The sequence below is a fragment of the Thalassotalea euphylliae genome (assembly GCF_042682785.1).
GTDB classification, from domain to species: Bacteria; Pseudomonadota; Gammaproteobacteria; order Enterobacterales; family Alteromonadaceae; genus Thalassotalea_F; species Thalassotalea_F euphylliae.
On sequence record NZ_JBHUIB010000012.1, the window covers coordinates 781,817 to 802,410 of the forward strand.

A 20,594-nucleotide genomic window follows, 5' to 3' on the forward strand; every position below is an offset into this window, starting at 1 on the left:
AGTACGTGTCAAAGACAAAAAATTGTCATTTTTAGTAGTAATCACAGAGGGATATCATGAGCGACAAAGTCGTTACTGAACATACTGGTCCGGTTATAGATCATCGCAATGGCTTCGATGTCATTGAATGTGAACAGTGTGGCTTTAAACATGTCATGCCGTTGCCTACACCTGAAGAGCTAGATGAGCTTTACAGGCACGAATATTACGACACAGAGAAGCCTTTGTTTTTGCAACAAAGTGAAGAAGATGCAGCGTGGTGGCAACAAGTTTACAACGATCGTTATGACACCTTTGAATCTGAGTTGTCCGAAGGGCAGAGAACCATATTAGACGTCGGCTCTGGCCCAGGTCGCTTTTTACATGCCGGTATGCAACGAGGCTGGAAAGTAACCGGTATAGAACCATCAGTTCAAGCCAGTGATTACGCCAAAAACACATTAGGTGTTAACGTTATTAATGACTTTTTAACGGTTGAAAGTGCAGCATCACTTGGCACTTTTGATGTTGTCCATGCAAGCCAAGTGCTTGAGCATATTCCCAACCCGATTGATGTGCTTAAAACGATGACATCTTTACTTAAACCAGGTGGGATATTGTGTTTGGTGGTTCCGAATGATTTCAGTCCATTTCAGCTGGCGCTGCAAGAGGTAGAGAATTACGAGCCTTGGTGGATAGCTGCGCCGCATCATTTGAATTATTTCAATTTTGACTCATTGACCTCGTTGGTAGAAAAACACGGATATGAAGTGTTTCTTCGCGATACTACGTTTCCAATTGATATGTTTTTATTGATGGGAGAAAACTATATAGGCAATGATGAGCTAGGCCGAGCGTGCCATCACAGAAGGGTGAGAATGGAAGCGCAATTGGCGAAAGCAGGTCAAAACCATGTCAGAAGAGGCTTGTATCAAGCCATGGCCAATCAAGGCCTGGGTAGAGAAGTATGTATTTTCGCCCGCAAGTTAGCGAGATAACAGGAGATTTATTAAATGAGTAATTACAAAGTAATCGTACAGGCAAGCTCGCGCTCTTGGGCCGGTGGTGTAGATATTTGCATGGGGAAGGTTGAAGGCGAGCCTGCAGTTGTTAGAACGATTAAACGTGCTTTAGAGCATTTTCCAAATGCTGAAGTGGTGTTGGTCGCCCCTGAATTTGACCGAGGTGGTGAGCTAGATGATGTTGTTAAAAACCTTGATGCTAATCGATTGTCGATTTATTACGGGCATGATGCGAGTCCATTGAATCGAATGATCGAAGTGACTGAAGACATGGATGAGCAAGATTACATAGTTCGTGTTGATGGTATCCATTTCTGCTTTGACCCAGAAGCCAGCAACAAGATGCTAAATATCGCCCTTGATAAAGGTGTAGATTGCGTCAAATTACCCGATGATTTTCCTGTTCATTTCAGCTCTGAGATATTTAACGTAGGTGCATTGCGTAAACTGGATACCGTGTTAACGAGCGAGGAAGATGGCAAGTTTAAAGTTCATCCGAAGTGCTACTTTGTCTTGCATCCAGAGCAATTCACTACAGAATTTTTGCGAGAATTACCTACTTACTCTGACGAGTATTTAAAAGCGTGTCGTCAACAGGCGGAGTTCATTTATGAAATTCCACGTCAAGAAGTCAACAGTAAGCGTATAGCGTCTGGTGATCGACTAGGTTTCCACTATGAATTGGCACTGCGTCACATGAACACCAGCATGAAAGCTCTCGATATTGCGTGTGCCGATGGCTATGGCGTGCGCATGATGTCACCGCACTTAAAGGAATCGCATGGGGCAGACTTGGACCCTGAGAGTGTTGAGTTTGCTAAGAAGCATTGCGACCAGAACAACACGGAGTATTTTGTACAAGACATTACCAAAATGTCGTTTGACGATGAAAGCTACGATGCGGTAACGAGCTTCGAAACGTTAGAGCATGTGCCGGATCATGAATGTCTAAAAGAAGTTAAGCGTATTTTAAAGCCTGGCGGAGTATTTGTATTAAGTACACCACAAAATTCAATTGGCCATATTCCTGTGAACTCATGCCATTTAATCGAATACACATTGCAGGACTTGTTGGACTTAGTTGGCCAATATTTCATGGTCGTTAAGGTATACGGCATCAAAGCAGGTATAATTTATGACGAAAACGACCCGTATGGCACAAACACCGTGCTTGTTTGTATTAAACCACGTAACTAATAATTAAAAGGTTAAAGCTGCGTTATGACTCAACCAGTCACCACTAAGATTGCAAATCATCGCGACCTTAAGACGATGTCTACAAATCAGTTAACTGAGCAGGCAGATATTATTCGCCAATTTTTGCTAGAAAATATAGCGAAAACGGGTGGCCATATTGGCGCCAACTTATCTGTCGTTGAATTGACCGTCGCTATTCATTCCATGTTTGACTCCCCGACTGACAAAATTATTTTTGATACCGGGCACCAAGGTTACACGCATAAGTTACTTACTGAACGAGAGCACTTGTTTGCGAGCTTGAATACATATCGTGGAATGAGTCGATTTGTTGCGCGTGAAGAGAGTGAGCATGATGCTATTGATGCATCTCATGCGGGGACATCGTTGTCCTTGGCTAGTGGCTATGCTAAAGCCCTGCATGGCAACGGTAACCAACAAGTTGTTGCAGTCATTGGAGATGGCTCGCTTGTCGAAGGCATGGCATTTGAAGGTCTAAATTATTGTGCAGCAGAACAGCATCCAAATCTAACGATAGTTATCAATGACAATGAAATGGCAATTGCTAAGTCTGTAGGTGGCGTCAGAAATTTAACGGCGGGAGATGGCTGGCAACAAAGCTGTAAGACGTTTTTTGAAGCCATGGGGTTTGATTATATCGTGGTTGAAGATGGTCACGATATTGGCAACATCAACAACGCGCTCAATCAGGCTAAATCGTCTGTAAAAACAGCCGTAGTGCATGTGAAAACGGAAAAGGGTAAAGGATTAGCGTGTGCTAAAGATCACCCTTACAAGATGCACTTTTCAATGCCTTATGATCCTGAGACTGGTGCTGGTGCATCAGCTACTGTGGTTGGTCGCACATACGCAGTAATCGCTGCTGAGCAGTTAGAACAAGCTATGGCTGCTGACGAGTCAATTTATGCTATAACACCAGCTACGCCTTATGCATCATCAATGGATGCATGTTTGGCTAGATTTCCAGAGCGTGCTTTAGACGTTGGAATGGCAGAGCAACATGCTGTTGGTATGGCTTGTGGATTAGCATTAGGTGGCAAAAAACCTGTTGTTTGTATGCAAACAACCTTCATGCAGCGTGCCTACGACCAACTGATCCATGATGCGTGTTATATGGATTTGCCGGTAACTATGTTTGGTGTGCGAGCGGGTTTTGCAGGTTACGATGGTGCTACGCATCATGGATTGTACGATTTACCGTACTTACGCTCGTTTCCAAACATGCAAATTGTCTACCCAGGCAATGCAGAACAATTTTCAAAAATCATCAATAAACGGTTAGACAACCCAACGTCACCGATGACGATTTTATATCCCTACGAACCCGTTCCGGAACCAGAAGCGGAACTTGGTAATATGGAGCCATGTGGTCTTGCTGTTTCTAAATCAGGTGTTGATGGTTTTATTGTTTGTCTTGGCAACAAATTAGCTGACGCATATCAGTTATCAGCTTTATTGAATGATAAAGGAAAATCGTTTGGTGTTATTTGCATTCAATCGATCAAACCTTTCCCTGCTGATAGATTAAATGAACTCATAGCGGGTGTTGAGCACGTTATCACTATGGAAGAAAGTGTTGTCGTTGGGGGCTTAGGCTCGGCTGTTATTGAAGCAATGTCGGATGCGGGATTGCAAAAAAAGGTTTATCGAGCCGGTGTAAATGACATGTTCGTTCAGCCTGGTGCTAAAAACGAATGTGCTCAAGAGTGCGGTTTATTGCCTGAACAAATCTTAGATGCTATCGAAAATTGTTGGGGCGAGGATTTTGCTTAATGACATCTCGTCTGGAAAATAAGGTCGCTGTTGTAACAGGGTCATCTCGTGGTTTAGGGCGAGCAATCGCCATAGCGTATGCCGAGCAAGGTGCAAAAGTCGTTGTCAATTACGTTAGTGACCAACAATCAGCAGAAAGTTGTGTCGCTGAAATTACCCAGAAATATGGTAAAGGACGTGCTATTGCTGTGAAAGCAAATGTATCCATTCGAGCTGAGATACAACAGTTATTTGAAACCACCGTAGAGACATTTGGCCAAATTGACATCCTTGTTAACAATGCCGGTATTAATAAACGTGGCTGGTTCGACGAAGTGACCGACGAAGACTGGGATATGATTATGGGCGTTAATCTAAAAGGTCCATTCATATGCAGCCAAGAAGTCTTTCAATACATGAAAGCGTCTGGAGGTGGTCGAATTATCAACATCTCCTCAGTGGCCGGCCAATACCACGGTCCTAAAACCGTGCATTATGCGGTATCAAAAGCAGGGTTAAATAGTTTAACAAAAGTGATTGCGCGGTATGGTGCGGAGCACAATATTCATGTCAATGCGATTGCCCCCGGCATTATTCGCACCGATCAAACTGCTGATGAAATTGATAGTCCAGCAGGGCAAAAAGTGATCGACATGACACTGTTGAAAAAGGAAGGACAGTTATCCGATGTGGCAAGCGCAGCAGTGTTTCTCGCGTCAGATGAACAACAATACATGACAGGACAGGTTATTGCGTTGAGCGGAGGCGCTATCCTTGACAGCTAAAAAAACGATTCTTCTACTGGGCGCGGGCGCTGACCAGTGTTTTGCAATTAAGACCGCTAAAGAAATGTCGCTAAATGTATTGGTGGTTGACTGGAATCCTAAATCTCCAGGGTTTGATATTGCTGATGAACACGCAGTGGTAAGCACCAGAGATCTTGATGCCCTTAAAGCGTTCGCAGATCAATATATTGCCAAAGGTGGCAGAATTGATGGCGTCTCTGTAATGGGCAGCGACATATCGCAATATGTAGCGATGTTGGCAGAGTACTTAAGTGTGCCGCATATTCCTGTTGAAGCAGCATTGAAAGCGACCCATAAATTCGACATGAAACAGTGCTTCGCTGAACATGGTGTACCAATTCCTTGGTTTGCGCGCGTAGAGAGTGTTGAACAGCTTCACAGTGTTGTACGAGAGCGTGGATTGCCGCTTATTATTAAACCGACTGACCGCTCAGGCGCTCGTGGTGTTTATCTAATAACTGAGCGCGAACAAGTTGATGAGTTATTCGAGTTGTCGTTAGCAGAATCTTTCGCTGGCGAGGTGATGGTTGAAGAGTATCTTTCCGGTCGTCAAATAAGTTCTGAAAGCATTATTGTAGAGGGCAAGGCTTATACTCCAGGCTTTGTCGATAGAAATTACGATAGAATGCCGACATACCTGCCTAACATTATTGAAGATGGTGGCTGGGAGCCAAGTAGTGCTTCTCCATCGGAGAAAGCCGACGTCGAGCAGTTGATAGAAATGGCAGCAGCGGCTCTTGGCGTGAAAAATGGTGTTATCAAAGGCGATATAGTGCTGACTGATGACGGCGCCAAAATTATTGAAGTGGCAACACGGCTAAGCGGTGGAGATTTTTCTGAGAGTCTAGTGCCATTGGGGACCGGTGTGAATTACGTTCGTGTGGCGTTACAAGTTGCGCTGGGTGAAACGCCTGACTTAGCCTCATTGAAACCCAAATTCCAGCAATATGTTGCTAACCGATACTTTTTTCCTCCAGCTGGTGTACTGAAGTCAGTGTCAGGTATCAGCGAAGTAGAGGCACAACCGTTTGTTAAAAAATTAGAAGTTTGGTATCAACCCGGTGATGCATTACCTCAGATTCGCAGTCACGCCGACCGATTTGGTGTGTTTACTGTAGTTGCCGACAATGCGGCACAATTAGAAGAGCGTGTTGCTTGGGTGCACCAAACCATCAATATAGTCGTTGAACATTGACAACAAACATGCATAACTGTCAGTTTTACTTTATTTTTCATGGCAATTTAGCTTTTTCTGCAATAGAAGAAGAACAGTTACCTGAAGTCATCGATCGCTGTTATCTACCACTACTTGACTGGATTGAAGCAACTAAAACGCCTGTTGGTCTAGAACTTAGTGGTTTCTCGTTAGAAAAAATTACAGAACACAGGCCACGCTGGATTGAAAAAGCAACATCATTAATGTCTCAACGACTGCTGGAAATTGTTGCTAGCGGTTATATGCAATGTATTGGCCCCATCATGCCTTATAAGGCCAATGCGAAAAATCAGGAACTTGGCCTAGATACCTACAACGCATTGCTAGGCGTTTCTCCAAAAATTGCTTACGTCAATGAACAAACGTTCTCTCAGAGTCTGGTCGATGTGTATGCTGAGGCAGGCTATGAGGCAATAGCCATGGAATGGAATAATGGCGCATTGGCCAATAAAAATTGGGTAGCTGATAACTCGTATAGGCCACAAGTTGTTAAAGGACAATCAACGACTTTACCTGTGCTTTGGACAGACAGCATTGCCTTTCAATTTTTTCAGCGCACCATTCATGGTGAGAAACCTATTTCAGATTATATTTCAGCTGTGCGAAGTATGGTTGCTAGAGGCTATCAAGCAATTCCTGTTTACACGTCAGATATTGAGGTCATTAATTTTCGGCCTGGTCGCTTTGAAACGGAAGCAACTATTGAAAATGATGAGTGGCAATTAGTTGCAGAAGTAACTGAACAACTTAAAGTCGATGGTCATATTGCGCTGCCTTCAGATGTCATTGGCCAGTTTGATTTTAACGTTGAACCTTTAGCGCTTACTTCTGCCAAATCACCTATTATCGTAAAAAAACAACGTAAGTACTCGCTAAGTCGCTGGGCCGCTTGTGGAAGAGGTGCTAGCTGGATAAATACTCTGTGTTACCGCTACTATCAGGAGCTTATCCAACAGGATAGTCACGCACATGAGTGGAAAACATTATTGACCTACTGGGGGAGTGATTTTCGTACTCACACCACTGAGAAAAAATGGCACAAAGCCATATCTTTCCTCAGTAAGTTTCAGTGCCCTAGTATTGTCAATAAACCGAGTCTCAAGGGCGATAAATGCTGGCAAATAAGTCATGAAAATGAGCAAATCAAAATTTCTTATTCAGGTACTGTGGTTGTGTTTAATCCGCTTAGGGGATTAGCACTCGACGGTATTTATTTCGACGATAATCGAGTACCTGTGGGTACAGTTAAGCATGGTGAATTGGAAGATATTGGTTTCGGTGCTGACTTTTATACTGGAACAACAACAATTGAGTCGGCTGAAACAGGAAAAGTATCAGACCTCGTTAAGGTGAAAACTTACGATTTCGGAGAGTGTTCTGACGGCTTTATGTTGTCTGCTGTAATTCCACTTAAAGACGTTGCATCCATTGAAAAAGTTTGGCGATATGACTCTGCTACTAAACGATTAACTTTTTCAGCAAATTTGAAGCTCAATAAATTTGTAAGAGGGGCAATAAGGCTGGGCACGCTGACCTGTAGGCCAACTGACAAAGACACTCCTCTTTGGTATGAGCTGCATCAAGGACATCATATAGCTGAACGCCATCAACTGTCGCCACAAGATGAGATTGATCAACATCTCCCCCAATCACTTATTCAAAGTTGTAAAAATGGTGTTGGTGCGACCGAAGGAAGCATAGTGATTGGTCAAGGAGATACCAGACTTCTTGATGTTAATATTGAGCAAAGTGTCGGTATGCCGTTTATTATGCTTCAACACTCGATAGCTAAGCATCACAAGCTCACGCGAATCTTTTTCAGCGTGCAGGAACTTGACGATACATTAAAGCCACAAGAGCAGCTATCGCATAGCTTGCAATACCATATCAACTTGTAACGTCAATTTCTCGGCAATAGCCGTCAATTATTTGTTGCGAAATCTGTTTACTACTTTAGAATCAAGCAATAATCATTATAAAAGCGGTATGTGTTAGGTATGCAAGGTCAGAAGCAAATTATAGTTGCTGATAGTGATGCGGTGCGTTTGCATCAGCTGGAAACGGTGTTGGCATTCATCGGTGAACATTACATTGCTTGCAAATATGAAGACCTACCCGCGACGCTGCAAAAAACCGAAAATATACTTACCGTGATAGTGGCAGGCAACGCACCAGCGCCTGTGCTAGAACTTGTCCAAAAGAACCCTAAATTTCCGTTCTTAACACACGATTTGCTTGATCAACACAGTATTAAAAACTGCGTTAATATCGTGGGTGATTTGTCTGTACCGCTAAATTATGCGCAACTGACAGAGATGATTCACCACTGTCATCAATATCATAATAAGTTGCCAAGCAAGTCGAGCAAAGGTAGCCAGCAAACACTGTTCCGCTCATTGGTGGGGGTTAGCCAGCCTATGCAGCAAGTGCGTTTTTTAATTGAGCAGGTTGCAAAAACAGCAGCTAACGTTTTAGTACTTGGTGAATCAGGTACAGGTAAAGAAGTTGTCGCGCGTAATATTCATAACCTATCAGATCGCAACAAAGGTCCATTTGTACCGGTAAACTGCGGTGCAATTCCCGGGGAGCTATTAGAAAGCGAACTTTTTGGTCATGAAAAGGGCGCGTTTACGGGGGCTATATCCTCACGTAAAGGCCGTTTTGAGTTGGCAGAAGGCGGTACGCTATTCCTTGACGAAATAGGCGATATGCCACAGCCGATGCAAGTAAAGCTGTTACGGGTTCTTCAGGAAAGAACGTTTGAACGTGTAGGTGGTTCTAAAAGCATTAAAGCCAATGTGCGCATTGTTGCAGCTACTCACCAAAACTTAGAAGACATGATAAAGACAGGCGATTTTCGTGAAGATTTATTCTATCGCTTGAATGTTTTTCCGATTGAAACACCATCGCTACGAGAGCGAAAAGAAGACATCCCGTTGCTATTACAAGAACTCGTTTCACGTTTCGAAGCAGAGCAAGGTAGAACAGTAAGATTTACTGAAAAAGCGATTGAATCTCTTATGGAACACCCTTGGTCAGGTAATGTTCGCGAGCTGTCTAATTTGATCGAGCGCATGATTATTATGTATGGCGAGCAAGTGGTTAATGTCAGTGAATTGCCTCATAAATACCAACATATTGATGCCGACGAGTACCAACCAGAATACCCCGAAGAGTTACAAGAAAAAGAAGCAATAAATGAATTGTTTGCTGGCTTTGAATATAGTGACGACGATGTTGATGATGACTTTAATGTCGGCTTTGAAGATGAGCCGCAGCCAACCAGCCATTCTGGGCATCTACCTGCAGAAGGTATCAACCTAAAAGAGCATTTAGCTGAGCTTGAAGTGTCGCTGATAAATCAAGCGTTAGAGAAGCACGAGGGAGTTGTGGCAAGGGCAGCAGAACTGTTAGGGATGCGTCGAACCACACTCGTTGAAAAAATGCGAAAATATGACATTCAGAAGGACAAAGACGCGTAAGCGAAATCTTTGTACCCACTGAATTTATGTCATCAGCATATTTCTACGCGACAGGCTCGTGATGAACGACGCCTGCAATGCCTTCTTTTTTCGCCGCTTCAATCGCTGTTGCGATAATATCGTTATTGATTTCCAACTGCTCATCTAAAAGCTCTTGCTCTTCAATAACAATGTTGTCCCAGCCCTTTTTCATCATATAGCTTTCGATTGTCTCTAATTGCTCGTCAAGACTTTCGTTTTGGGTGAACAAGTTAAAGTTGTATCGATTACCTTTGATAAAGTTGCTGCTTTGTTCATTTTGCATTGATTCTGCAAAACCACTGACTACTAACATAATAAACACCTTATAAAAGTTAATGTTGCGAATAGTGTCTAAGCTTTTTCTATGCCAACTTGTAAAGTGTTTGTAATGTATTGTTTTAAATGAATTAATTTTCCCTTGTTGGAGAATTGGTCATCGATGTATATATTCTTCATTTCGGGATCGACAAAATATTGTCACCTCTGATTTTTTACTCTTATTGCTTGATATATATAGTAAAAATTCATTGGCATTAAAAATGCTTTATTCCGATTGAATTAGTAATCGGGTGAGCATTATGGCTACAGCATTCAATACCTCCGTTGACAGTGCAAACGACTTGTTTAACCAAGCGAGTTTTGCATTTGAAGACCACAGTGACAATTTAAGTCAAGAAGCCTTTGTGGGCGAGCTTGCTTTCTTACGTCAGCAAAGTAGTCAGTTAGGGCACCTTATTGATGTGATGCCGACAGGTGTCGTCATTCTGGACGGCAATGGTGTTGTTGTTAAAGTGAATAAATTTGCGAGCCAATTATTGGATGAGCCTTTGTTAGGGCAACCTTGGTTCGACATCATCAAACGCTCTTTTAAACCACGTGCCGACGATTGGCATGAGGTCTCTCTTAAAGATGGTCGACGGGTTAAATTAGAAATTACCACACTAGGCAGTCAGCCAGGTCAGCTTATTATGATTACTGACCTAACCGAAACTCGATTACTACAAGACAAACTCGGTCAATTACAACGCCTTTCGTCGCTTGGACGCATGGTATCAAAATTAGCACACCAGATTCGAACACCACTTTCAGCGGCTATGTTATACGGTGCAAACCTGAAGAGTGATAGCTTAAGTGAGTCAGCCAAGTCGAGTTTTCAAGATAAGTTGATGTCTCGATTAGAAGATTTAGAGCAGCAAGTAAATGACATGTTGCTGTTTGCAAAAAGTGGTAATCAGCAGGTTGTTTCTACCCTAAATGTCAATGAGCTGGCACAAAAATCAGTCGCGTCTATGGAAGCGCTGATAGAGAAAACAGAAAGCGAAGTTTCATTGAATTTGTGTGAACGTCACTGCCAGGTACTTGGCAACGAAAGTGCGCTTTGTGGTGCCATTCAAAACCTTATACATAACAGCTTAGAGGTTATTAAGCGTAACGCTAAAATTTCTATCACAGTCGAAAGTCATGGTCAGTACGTTTACATCAGTGTGAAAGACAACGGTAAAGGCATTGATAAATCACTTGCGGACAAAATATTTGAACCTTTCTTCACATCGCGTGTGACAGGTACGGGCCTAGGATTAGCTGTTGTTAAATCGGTAGCGACTGCCCATCAAGGCGATGTCAAATTAATTAGCGGGCCTGAAGAAGGTGCTAATTTCTGCATCAAATTACCCTTATTAGTTGGTGGTAACGCGCCAATGTCACAACCTGTCGACCTTACTCAGCAGTTTCAGGAGGTAGCACATGGCTAACAGTAAAATACTTGTCGTTGAAGATGACGCAGGTTTGCGTGAAGCATTAGTCGATACATTACAACTTGGCGGTTATCAATGCATTGAAGCTGACTCTGGCGAACAAGCGCTACTGCAATTAAAAAATCACAGCGTTGATCTCGTTGTCAGCGATGTTCAAATGGGCGGAATGTCAGGTCTATCTTTGCTTAAAAGTATAAAAGCGCAGTTTGCGCAGCTTCCTGTTTTGTTGATGACAGCGTATGGCACCATCGACGATGCGGTGCAAGCAATGAAAGATGGCGCAAGCAATTACATGGCGAAGCCATTTGCCCCCGAAGTGTTACTCAACATGGTGGGGCAGTACGCACCTATTACCCAAATAGATAAGCAAGAGCCCATTGTTGCTGATGCCAAAAGTCTAGAGTTACTTAGCTTAGCAAGAAAAGTAGCGAGTACTGATGCATCAGTAATGGTATTAGGCCCAAGTGGGTCGGGTAAAGAGGTTTTGTCACAATACGTTCATAATCATTCTGCTCGTGCCGAACAGCCGTTTGTCGCAATTAACTGTGCGGCTATTCCGGAAAACATGCTTGAAGCAACGTTATTTGGTTACGAAAAAGGCGCCTTTACAGGCGCAATTTCTGCGTGTCCTGGCAAGTTTGAACAAGCACAGGGTGGCACCATTCTGTTGGATGAGATCACAGAAATGGACTTAGGCTTACAGGCTAAAATTCTGCGTGTGCTTCAAGAACGAGAAGTTGAGCGTCTGGGTGGTCGTAAAACTATCTCTCTCGATGTTCGCGTTATTGCAACCAGTAACCGAGATTTGAAAGAAGCAGTGGCTGAAGGCAAGTTTAGAGAAGATTTATACTACCGTTTGAATGTATTTCCACTGACTTGGCTGCCATTAGGCGAACGACGTGACGATATTATCCCGCTGGCCAAGCATCTTATTGATGTTCATGCGCAGCGAAATGGCCAAGCCATTCCTGAGTTAAGCAATTGTGCACGGAGTAAAATGCTTGCATATGGCTGGCCGGGCAATGTGCGTGAGTTGGACAATGTGATTCAGCGCGCGTTGATTTTGCACTCAGATGAAAAAGTGACAGCAGGCGACATACTCATCGAAAACTTTGATACGCAGATCCAAGTCACACCAGCCGTTGATGAGCGAGATGACAAGTTGGGTAACGAGTTAAAGCAGCAAGAGCACCAAATCATCTTAGATACGTTGCAGGCGTGTAACGGCAGCAGAAAAGAAGTTGCTGAACGACTGGGTATTAGTCCGCGTACGTTGAGATACAAAATTGCCAAAATGCGTGATCACGGTATAGAAATACCCGCTTAATTATTGAACGCGTAAAATAATTCCACCAGCCACACTAGGTTTTTCCATCGCCTAGTGTGGCACTTTTCTTTTATTTTTCAATTGCATACCCTTCTATAATAATTTTGTTTTTCCTTGGCACCATGCTTGCTTTATTAGTCATTAACAAGCTGAACAACAGTTTTTTGACATAAGCGAGATGGTCATGGATATCAAAGCAAATTCACTATTAGCACAAATGCAAAGTATGGCGACGGAAGCGACTGGCAACCGAACAATGCCAATGCAGCAAGTTAATCCATCGTCGCAAGATTTTGGCAATATGTTTAAGCAAGCCATCAATACGGTTAACGAGCTTCAACAAGATGCGGGTGCAAAACGCACTGCGTTTGAGTTGGGTGACGATAAAGTGACTTTGGCAGAAACCATGATTGCCGCACAGAAATCGAGTGTTGCTTTTGAAGCAACAGTGCAAGTGCGAAATAAATTTGTTGAAGCGTACAAAGAAATCATGAGTATGCCGGTTTAACGGTCGACTTACTAAATTAGTGGAGAAGTAGAGTGGCTGATATAAGTAATAGTTCGACAGCAATGGCAACCGCAGATGGCGGCAACGACTTGATTGTGGATAACGATGATGTCGTTGAAGAGCAGAAGTCGGGGTTTGCAGCAACACTAGGTAATGTTGATGTACTGCGTCAAGTGACGCTTATTATGGCGCTAGCAATATGTTTGGCTATCGCTGTGTTTGTGATCATGTGGGCAAACCAACCAGAGTTTCGTGTTCTGGCAAAGCTTCCTACTCAACAACTTATTCAAACCATGGACTTTCTTGACGCTAACAAAGTCGAATACAGCCAAGAAAACAATACCATTTCGGTTCGCGTTGACCAATACCAAGATATTAAGCTGATGTTGGCTCGTGAGGGTTTAACGGAAGAGCCCAATCAAGGTAACGACATTATCATGCAAGACATGGGCTTTGGCGTGAGCCAGCGCCTAGAAAGTGAGCGACTGAAGCATAGTCGAGAAATGCAATTAGCACGCACTATTGAACAGTTACAGTCGGTACACCGTGCGAAAGTTTTGTTAGCGATTCCAAGAGACAATGTATTTGCGCGTAAGCAAAAGAACCCATCTGCAACAGTAGTACTCAACCTTCAACGCGGTCGTGTAATGTCTTCAGAAGAAGTTGATTCTGTCGTTGATATCATCGCATCTGCAGTACAAGGCATGTCTCCAAACCGAGTAACGGTGACTGATCAAAACGGTCGTTTATTGAACTCGGGTAGTCAAGATTCTATTTCTTCTCGCTCTCGTAAAGAGTTTGAAATCGAACAAAAGCGTGAGCAAGAGTACATGGATAAAATCGATACGATCTTAATCCCTGTGGTAGGTCTAGGAAACTATACGGCACAAGTCGATGTGACGATGGACTTCACCAATAGCGAAGAAACGTCTCGTCGCTATAATCCTGATTTACCTGCGCTGCGCAGTGAAATGAAAGTAGAAGATAGTTCCATTGGTGGTAGCCTAGGCGGTATTCCTGGTGCATTGACCAACCAGCCGCCATTAGAGTCTGATATTCCTGAACAAGCAGGCGGTGGCAACGCGCAAAAAGTGATGCCTTCACGTAAGCACTCTGAATCAACTAAAAACTACGAGCTAGACGAGTCTATTAGTTATACCAAACAGCAGACCGGTGTTATTCGTCGTATTAGCGTGTCTGTTGCACTTGATTATGTCGGTGGCACAAGTGCTGAAGGCGAACCAACGCAATCACCGCGCTCAGTTCAAGAGTTGGCCAATATTCGTCGCCTTCTACAAGGCAGTATTGGGTTTGATATGCAACGTGGCGATACACTTGAGGTTGTAACTTTACCATTTTCTCGCGTTGACCTTGGTGAAGCCGAAGAATTGCCAGTATATGAACAACCATGGTTTATGCAAACGCTTAAACTTGTCATGGGCGCGCTGGTTATTATCGTATTGATTCTTGCGGTTATTCGTCCAATGTTGAAACGTTTAATCTACCCAGAACAAACGCCTGCGGATTACGGTGATAAGTCACTCGACTCGCATGTTGATCTAGGTGATGAAACGATGGATATGTTAACATCGGACTTTGATGCAGGGGCGGTAGGCTTTGCGCCAGATGGTAGCTTACAGCTGCCAGACTTGCATCGCGATGAAGATGTACTAAAAGCAGTTCGTGCGCTTGTTGCTAACGAGCCAGAACTATCGTCACAAGTAGTGAAAAGTTGGTTGAGCGAAGATGAGTGATGAATCACAACAAATGGCGCCAGTAGCTGCTGGTGCGCCAGGCTTTGATGTAGAAAAGCTCGACGGTGCTGAGAAGGCTGCGATTTTATTATTGAGCTTGTCAGAAGAAGATGCTGCGCAAATATTAAAGCATCTTGAGCCTAAGCAAGTGCAGCAAGTCGGTATGATCATGGCCGGTATGGATGATTTTACCCAAGAAAAAATTACGGCTGTTCATAAGCTTTTCATTAATGAAATTCAAAATTTCTCTACCATTGGTTTCCAAAGCGAAGAGTTTGTTCGTAAGGCACTTACGGCAGCACTTGGTGAAGATAAAGCCGGAAACCTTATTGATCAAATCGTCATGGGTGGCGGTGCTAAAGGTCTTGATTCATTGAAATGGATGGACTCTAAGCAAGTAGCGAATATTATTCGCAATGAGCATCCTCAGATACAAACCATCGTACTTTCTTACTTAGAGCCAGAGCAATCAGCTGAAATTCTGAGCCAGTTCTCAGAAAAAGTCAGACTCGATTTAACTATGCGTATCGCGAACTTAGAAGAAGTTCAACCTGCAGCACTTCAAGAATTGAATGAGATAATGGAGAAACAGTTTGCAGGTCAAGCTGGTGCGCAAGCTGCTAAGATGGGCGGTCTTAAAGCGGCTGCGGACATCATGAACTACCTTGATACCAATATTGAAGGTATGTTGATGGATTCAATTCGTGAACATGACGAAGAGATGAGTCAACAAATTCAAGACTTAATGTTTGTCTTCGAAAACTTAGCTGATGTCGATGACCGTGGTATTCAAGCGATTCTGAAAGAAGTACAGCAAGATGCATTGATGAAGGCGATAAAAGGTGCCGATGAAGCGTTGAAAGAAAAAATCCTAGGTAATATGTCAAAACGTGCTGCAGAAATGTTGGCTGATGATCTCGAAGCCATGGGGCCAGTGCGCATTAGTGAAGTAGAGGCTGCGCAGAAAGAAATATTATCTGTCGCCCGTCGACTTTCTGACGCGGGTGAAATTATGCTTGGTGGCGCCGGTGGCGGCGACGAGTTCCTATAGCCTTTAACGCAGTAGTGTAATATCTATGTTTAAAGTGAAGCAAAACAACTTAGGTGTCATTAAGGAAACATTGGAAGAAGACTCTTCGGTGTGGGAGTTACCTAACGTTGAAAAGGAAGCGACACAAGAAGAACAAGATAAAACTAATGCTTTTGGCAAACCTCGTGGCTGGCGTTATGAGCCACCACCAGAGCCTGAACCAGAACCAGTACCTTTAACAGCAGAAGAAATCGAAGAAATTCGTCAGGCTGCATATGATGAGGGCTTTTCTGAAGGTAAAGAAGAAGGCTTTGCCAAAGGGTACGAAGAAGGTAAAGCACAAGGCTATGATGCTGGGCATGAGAGTGGTCAGTCGCAAGGCTTAACCGAGGGTTTAGAGCAGGGCCAAGCACAAATTGAAGAGTTGAGCCTGAAGTGGCAAGCACAAATAGAGCAGCTGCATCAGCCTTTGAATAGTGTCGAGAAAAATATAGAGCAGCAACTGCTGCATTTGGTTGTCCAATTGGCTGAAGCGGTTGTTCACCAGGAAGTTAAAACAAATCCCGATATCTTAATGTCCGCAATTTCTGAGGGCATCAAGGCACTACCAAGCAGCGAAGCGCAAACCGAAATTTACTTGCACCCTGAAGATATTCACTTAGTTGAAGCTCAGTTTGGTGAAAACTACATCCAAGAAAGTGCCTGGCGATTGCTACCAGCTCCTCAGCTTCAACCGGGCAGTTGCCAAATAGAAAACAGTACATCAAGTATTGATTTATCAATGAAAACCCGTCTTAAGCAGGTTATGGAATCATTTTTGCAGGAAGCACTACATAAGTAGTTACCTGTCAAAAAGTTAACATGATCGATAGTTCGCGCATTAGTGAGCGGTTACAACAAAGCCAACAATACATTAATAAATTCAACTCTGCTGTCGCCGGCAGATTAATTCGTGTAGTTGGGTTAACGCTCGAAGCCGTTGGCGTCAAAGCACATGTCGGCAGTCAATGCATAGTAGAAACATCGCAAGGTGAATTAATTGCCGAAGTTGTTGGCTTTGCTGGCGATAAAACGTACCTGATGCCAGAACAAAGTTTACGTGGTGTGCTGCCTGGTGCACGAGTTTTACCATTGTCCTCTCGTGCTCAACTCCCACTTTCCATGGAATTACTTGGCCGTGTTATCGACGGTGTTGGAAACCCGCTTGATGGTAAAGGCCCTGTGGCAAAAGACGAAACATACTTACCTTCCATTGATCCACTTAATCCGCTAGCGCGCCGCGCTATATCTGAACCACTCGATGTTGGTGTGCGCTCAATCAACGGTTTCATTACGGTTGGCCAGGGTCAGCGTATGGGACTATTCGCAGGTTCAGGTGTTGGTAAAAGTGTATTGTTAGGGATGATGACGAGAGGGACTAACGCTGACGTAATTGTTGTTGGGCTTGTGGGTGAGCGTGGACGAGAAGTAAAAGAGTTTATTGAAGAAATTCTTGGCGAAGAAGGGCGTGCGCGCTCTGTTGTCGTTGCAGCACCAGCTGATTGTTCTCCTCTTATGCGATTAAAAGGGTGTGAATCAGCGGTACAAATATCTGAGTACTTTCGCGATCAAGGCCTTAATGTCTTGCTGTTGTTAGACTCATTGACTCGCTATGCGCAAGCGCAACGTGAGATTGCACTCGCTGTAGGTGAGCCGCCTGCAACAAAAGGCTATCCACCGTCAGTATTCTCAAAATTACCTCAACTAGTAGAGCGAGCAGGTAATGGTGGTGAAGGCCAAGGTTCCATTACTGCATTTTATACAGTGTTAACCGAAGGTGATGATTTACAAGACCCTATCGCTGACGCAGCTAGGGCTATTTTGGATGGGCACATCGTGCTATCTCGTGAGCTTGCAGACAGCGGTCATTATCCAGCTATTGATGTTGAGGCATCTATATCTCGGGTTATGCCAATGGTGACAAGCCCTGAACATCAAGATTTAGCGAGAGGTCTGAAACAAATTTACTCGTTATACCAGCAAAACAAGGATTTGATTGCTATTGGTGCCTACACCAAAGGTAATGATCCAAGAATAGATAATGCGATTAATATGCTGCCTGTTATCAACTTTTATCTTCAGCAAAAGATGACGGATGTCATCCCTTATGATCAAAGCTTGGCCCAGTTAAATGAAATTATCGGTGCTGCGCAGGCTCAGAACCAAGCTCCACAACAAGCACCACAACAGTAGAGGTAAGTTATGTCTATAAAGCAGTTAGATACACTCTATCGTTTTGAAAAAGATAAGGAAATGAAAGCTGCTCAGGCGCTTCAAGCAGCAGAACTTGACTATCAACAAAATTTAGATCGACTTAAAGGTGTTGGTGAATATCGACTTGAATATATGCGCCGTTTAAGTGAGCGCACTAAACAGGGGGTCGATAGCTCAACGTTTAACCATTTTCATGCCTTCGTGACAAAGCTCGACCATGCAGGCGAGCAAGTACAAATTGCTATAAAGCAGTCTAAAGCATTGATGGAGCAACGCAAACAACAATGGTTAAAACAGCGCCAAAAAGTACAAGCAGTAGAGCATTTGAAGGAAATTCAAATGAAAAAATTGGCTGCTGCTGCCAACCGACGAGAACAGAATATGTTTGATGAGATAGCAACACAGCAGTTTGTAAGACGAAATATCGCATAGTTTACGCTTGGCGTACTTATTGCTTAACTCTTATTGTCAGGACGGATAAGCAACGTAAATAGCTAATTTTTGCCGCCTTATCCTTAATTTGAACATTTATTACCGCTAGATTTGGATTCGATATGTCGCAAGTTACTTTGCTTTCACTTGATATAGTTTCTAACGCCGAAATTGCCGTAGATTCCACTGGAGTTGACGCTGCAGGAACTGATGCAGCTGGTGGTGACCAGAAAAGCTTTGCAAAGCTCGTAGATGATCAAATTAAAAAATCACCAAGCAAAGGCACTGAAGATAAGAAAACGGCAACTGAAGAAAGCACTGTCGAGGATTCCGAAGACTTGTCTGCAATTAAGCAAGTCGTTGACAAAGTGAATCAGGCCAAAGGTGCTGATGCCATCGAAACTGAAACGTCAGATCATTCAGATACTGATGAACTCAATCCTAAACATGTAGACGCGCAAAGCGAAAGTAGGCTTGAAGGCGAAGAAGTCTCTCTTATCGATAAAGAACATCTCAAATTTATCCATCTGTTAGATAAATCTCAACATGTGTTGAGCACAGAAAGCGCTGGCAGCGCTGAAACCGTTCAACGTCAAGATAGAGTTTCGGCAAACAAAGAAGGCGTGGTTGGCATTGCTGACGATAAAAGAGTCGACATGACATTGCTTAAAAACGTTCAGGCAAAAAACACTGAATCGGCAGCCCAGCCTAGTCATGAAGCTATTATTAATAAAAATAGTAGTCCTTCGTTAGAGGCTAGTGGTGATATAAAGGTAAGAGCAGATAGCGTCGACAAAGTGACAAAACAAAATGTGCTTGAGCAATCGATTAATTTGCAACCCAAAGGCTTAGATCCCGTCAAATCAGACACACTAGAAAAGACAGTTCAGCGAGAAACGTCTCAGTTGCCCGGTGAAAGTAAAGCTTTGGCGTTAGACACTTCAAAGTTACAAAACACCACACAAGGTGACGATATTTCAAAACGCGTGATGCCAGTTAGTGAAAAAGCAAAGGCTGAAGTTGGTGCCAATTCATTGCAAGCTAATAGCGAAGATAGCGGTGAATTAGAAACTAGTGATGAAGCGTTGGTAGAGGTTGTCGCTTCCTCTGTTAGAGCAAAAAGTGAAACGGCTAAGCCAGTTGTATTTAAAACTGATAGCTCACCAGGAAAAGAGATTAGCTTACAAGCAACAAATGTTAAGCATGAAAATCTGCCTGCAAAGGGGCCAGAGTTGTCAGATGTTACTGATTCAGGAGAAGTTGAATTAGTAACGCAAGCTCCCCAAGTTCAACCGAATAACAGCAAACCTGTTCAAGTAAATGTGTCGACACAATCGGCTGTAGAAGCAGACCCGATTAGTCAACAGGAATTGACCGACCATGAACAGCAAAGCTTTGAACAGGGGGCAGAACAGCAACTGGTTGAGAATAAACCATCAGAACAACAGCAAGTGAAAGCCGCTCATAATCTCTTTGCCGAGCGATTAACATCAGCCTCAGGTCAACAATCAATGCAAACAGAGCGTGAAGTTGATGATGCTAGTGTGACGCAGCTTGAAGAAGTTGCTGCGCAAGTTGTAGAGCGAAATGTTGCTGTGAAAAAGCAGCAGTTTGTACAAACCGAAACTATCAATATTTTCAGGAAAGACTTTGCAAATGCTGTCAAAGAAAAAGTGATGGTAATGGTTAGTCAAAAGTTACAACAAGTCGACATTCAGCTCGACCCACCTGAACTAGGTAATGTTCATGTGCGCTTGAACTTACAAGGTGAACAGGCGGCAGTGAGTTTTACCGTGCAGAACCAACAAGCGAAGGAAGCTTTTGAACAGCAAATGGGGAAATTGCGAGACATGCTCAGCGAGAGCGGTGTTGATGTCGGTGACGCAAACGTCTCCCAGCAAGGCGAAGGTCGAGAAGGCGGACAAATGGCTAACCGACAAAATAGGGGGCAGCAAGAAGATGTAGTGTCTCAGCAACTCCATGTTTCACAACTGATTAATCCTTCGGCAACTGGTATTGATTTCTATGCATAAATGTCGA

General features: G+C 43.5%; 17 protein-coding genes. 16 read left to right on the plus strand and 1 reads right to left on the minus strand.

Translation table 11 applies throughout. The annotated features are described in order from the left end of the window. Positions 1 to 56 precede the first annotated feature (56 nt). The 7 genes from ACFSJY_RS17945 (at position 57) to ACFSJY_RS17975 (ending at position 9,475) form a co-directional block, all read left to right on the plus strand. Complete coding sequence (locus ACFSJY_RS17945) at positions 57 to 977, plus strand: class I SAM-dependent methyltransferase (RefSeq protein WP_386037604.1); 921 nt, start codon at positions 57 to 59, stop codon at positions 975 to 977. A gap of 15 nt (positions 978 to 992) precedes the next feature. Next, positions 993 to 2,198, plus strand: a complete 1,206-nt coding sequence (locus tag ACFSJY_RS17950; protein ID WP_386037607.1) for a class I SAM-dependent methyltransferase — start codon at positions 993 to 995, stop codon at positions 2,196 to 2,198. Between the two features lie 24 nt (positions 2,199 to 2,222). Then, positions 2,223 to 3,992: a 1-deoxy-D-xylulose-5-phosphate synthase gene (locus ACFSJY_RS17955; RefSeq protein WP_386037609.1), complete on the plus strand. Its 1,770-nt coding sequence runs from the start codon at positions 2,223 to 2,225 to the stop codon at positions 3,990 to 3,992. Beyond that, positions 3,992 to 4,756, plus strand: coding sequence for an SDR family NAD(P)-dependent oxidoreductase (locus ACFSJY_RS17960; RefSeq protein ID WP_386037612.1), 765 nt, complete (start codon positions 3,992 to 3,994; stop codon positions 4,754 to 4,756). Before ACFSJY_RS17955 ends, ACFSJY_RS17960 begins: the two co-directional genes overlap by 1 nt. Next, positions 4,746 to 5,972 carry an ATP-grasp domain-containing protein gene (locus ACFSJY_RS17965; RefSeq protein WP_386037615.1) on the plus strand — a complete coding sequence of 409 codons (1,227 nt, stop codon included), beginning with the start codon at positions 4,746 to 4,748 and terminating at the stop codon, positions 5,970 to 5,972. The genes ACFSJY_RS17960 and ACFSJY_RS17965 overlap by 11 nt, the downstream gene beginning before the upstream one ends. Before the next feature lie 8 nt (positions 5,973 to 5,980). Then, the gene (locus ACFSJY_RS17970) at positions 5,981 to 7,891 is read left to right on the plus strand and encodes a hypothetical protein (protein ID WP_386037618.1); all 1,911 of its coding nucleotides are present in this window, start codon (positions 5,981 to 5,983) and stop codon (positions 7,889 to 7,891) included. Between the two features lie 99 nt (positions 7,892 to 7,990). After that, positions 7,991 to 9,475, plus strand: a complete 1,485-nt coding sequence (locus ACFSJY_RS17975; protein ID WP_386037621.1) for a sigma-54 dependent transcriptional regulator — start codon at positions 7,991 to 7,993, stop codon at positions 9,473 to 9,475. A gap of 43 nt (positions 9,476 to 9,518) precedes the next feature. Here ACFSJY_RS17975 and ACFSJY_RS17980 read toward each other — a convergent pair whose 3' ends face one another. Then, a complete protein-coding gene (locus ACFSJY_RS17980) occupies positions 9,519 to 9,809 on the minus strand; it encodes a hypothetical protein (RefSeq protein WP_386037624.1) in 291 nt (96 codons plus the stop codon). Between the two features lie 265 nt (positions 9,810 to 10,074). On the opposite strand from ACFSJY_RS17980, the gene ACFSJY_RS17985 reads away from it, so the two are divergent. The 9 genes from ACFSJY_RS17985 to ACFSJY_RS18025 all read left to right on the plus strand — a co-directional run bounded on the left by ACFSJY_RS17985 (position 10,075) and on the right by ACFSJY_RS18025 (position 20,587). After that, the gene (locus ACFSJY_RS17985; protein WP_386037627.1) at positions 10,075 to 11,247 is read left to right on the plus strand and encodes a sensor histidine kinase; all 1,173 of its coding nucleotides are present in this window, start codon (positions 10,075 to 10,077) and stop codon (positions 11,245 to 11,247) included. Continuing rightward, positions 11,240 to 12,577 carry a sigma-54-dependent transcriptional regulator gene (locus ACFSJY_RS17990; RefSeq protein ID WP_386037630.1) on the plus strand — a complete coding sequence of 446 codons (1,338 nt, stop codon included), beginning with the start codon at positions 11,240 to 11,242 and terminating at the stop codon, positions 12,575 to 12,577. The genes ACFSJY_RS17985 and ACFSJY_RS17990 overlap by 8 nt, the downstream gene beginning before the upstream one ends. 184 nt (positions 12,578 to 12,761) lie before the next feature. Beyond that, the gene (fliE, locus tag ACFSJY_RS17995) at positions 12,762 to 13,085 is read left to right on the plus strand and encodes a flagellar hook-basal body complex protein FliE (protein WP_386037633.1); all 324 of its coding nucleotides are present in this window, start codon (positions 12,762 to 12,764) and stop codon (positions 13,083 to 13,085) included. Positions 13,086 to 13,147: 62 nt separating this feature from the next. Next, entirely contained in the window at positions 13,148 to 14,839 is a 1,692-nt protein-coding gene (fliF, locus tag ACFSJY_RS18000; RefSeq protein ID WP_386038448.1) for a flagellar basal-body MS-ring/collar protein FliF, read from the plus strand. Continuing rightward, positions 14,832 to 15,890, plus strand: coding sequence for a flagellar motor switch protein FliG (fliG, locus tag ACFSJY_RS18005; RefSeq protein WP_386037636.1), 1,059 nt, complete (start codon positions 14,832 to 14,834; stop codon positions 15,888 to 15,890). Before fliF ends, fliG begins: the two co-directional genes overlap by 8 nt. Positions 15,891 to 15,915: 25 nt before the next feature. Beyond that, positions 15,916 to 16,710 carry a flagellar assembly protein FliH gene (fliH, locus tag ACFSJY_RS18010; RefSeq protein ID WP_386037640.1) on the plus strand — a complete coding sequence of 265 codons (795 nt, stop codon included), beginning with the start codon at positions 15,916 to 15,918 and terminating at the stop codon, positions 16,708 to 16,710. Between the two features lie 20 nt (positions 16,711 to 16,730). Continuing rightward, positions 16,731 to 18,101, plus strand: coding sequence for a flagellar protein export ATPase FliI (fliI, locus tag ACFSJY_RS18015; protein ID WP_386037643.1), 1,371 nt, complete (start codon positions 16,731 to 16,733; stop codon positions 18,099 to 18,101). Positions 18,102 to 18,110: 9 nt separating this feature from the next. Further along, positions 18,111 to 18,554, plus strand: a complete 444-nt coding sequence (fliJ, locus tag ACFSJY_RS18020; protein ID WP_386037646.1) for a flagellar export protein FliJ — start codon at positions 18,111 to 18,113, stop codon at positions 18,552 to 18,554. A 122-nt stretch (positions 18,555 to 18,676) separates the two neighbouring features. Next, positions 18,677 to 20,587 (plus strand): flagellar hook-length control protein FliK, encoded by a 1,911-nt coding sequence (locus ACFSJY_RS18025; protein ID WP_386037649.1) that lies wholly within the window; start codon positions 18,677 to 18,679, stop codon positions 20,585 to 20,587. The last annotated feature ends 7 nt before the right edge of the window (positions 20,588 to 20,594 follow it).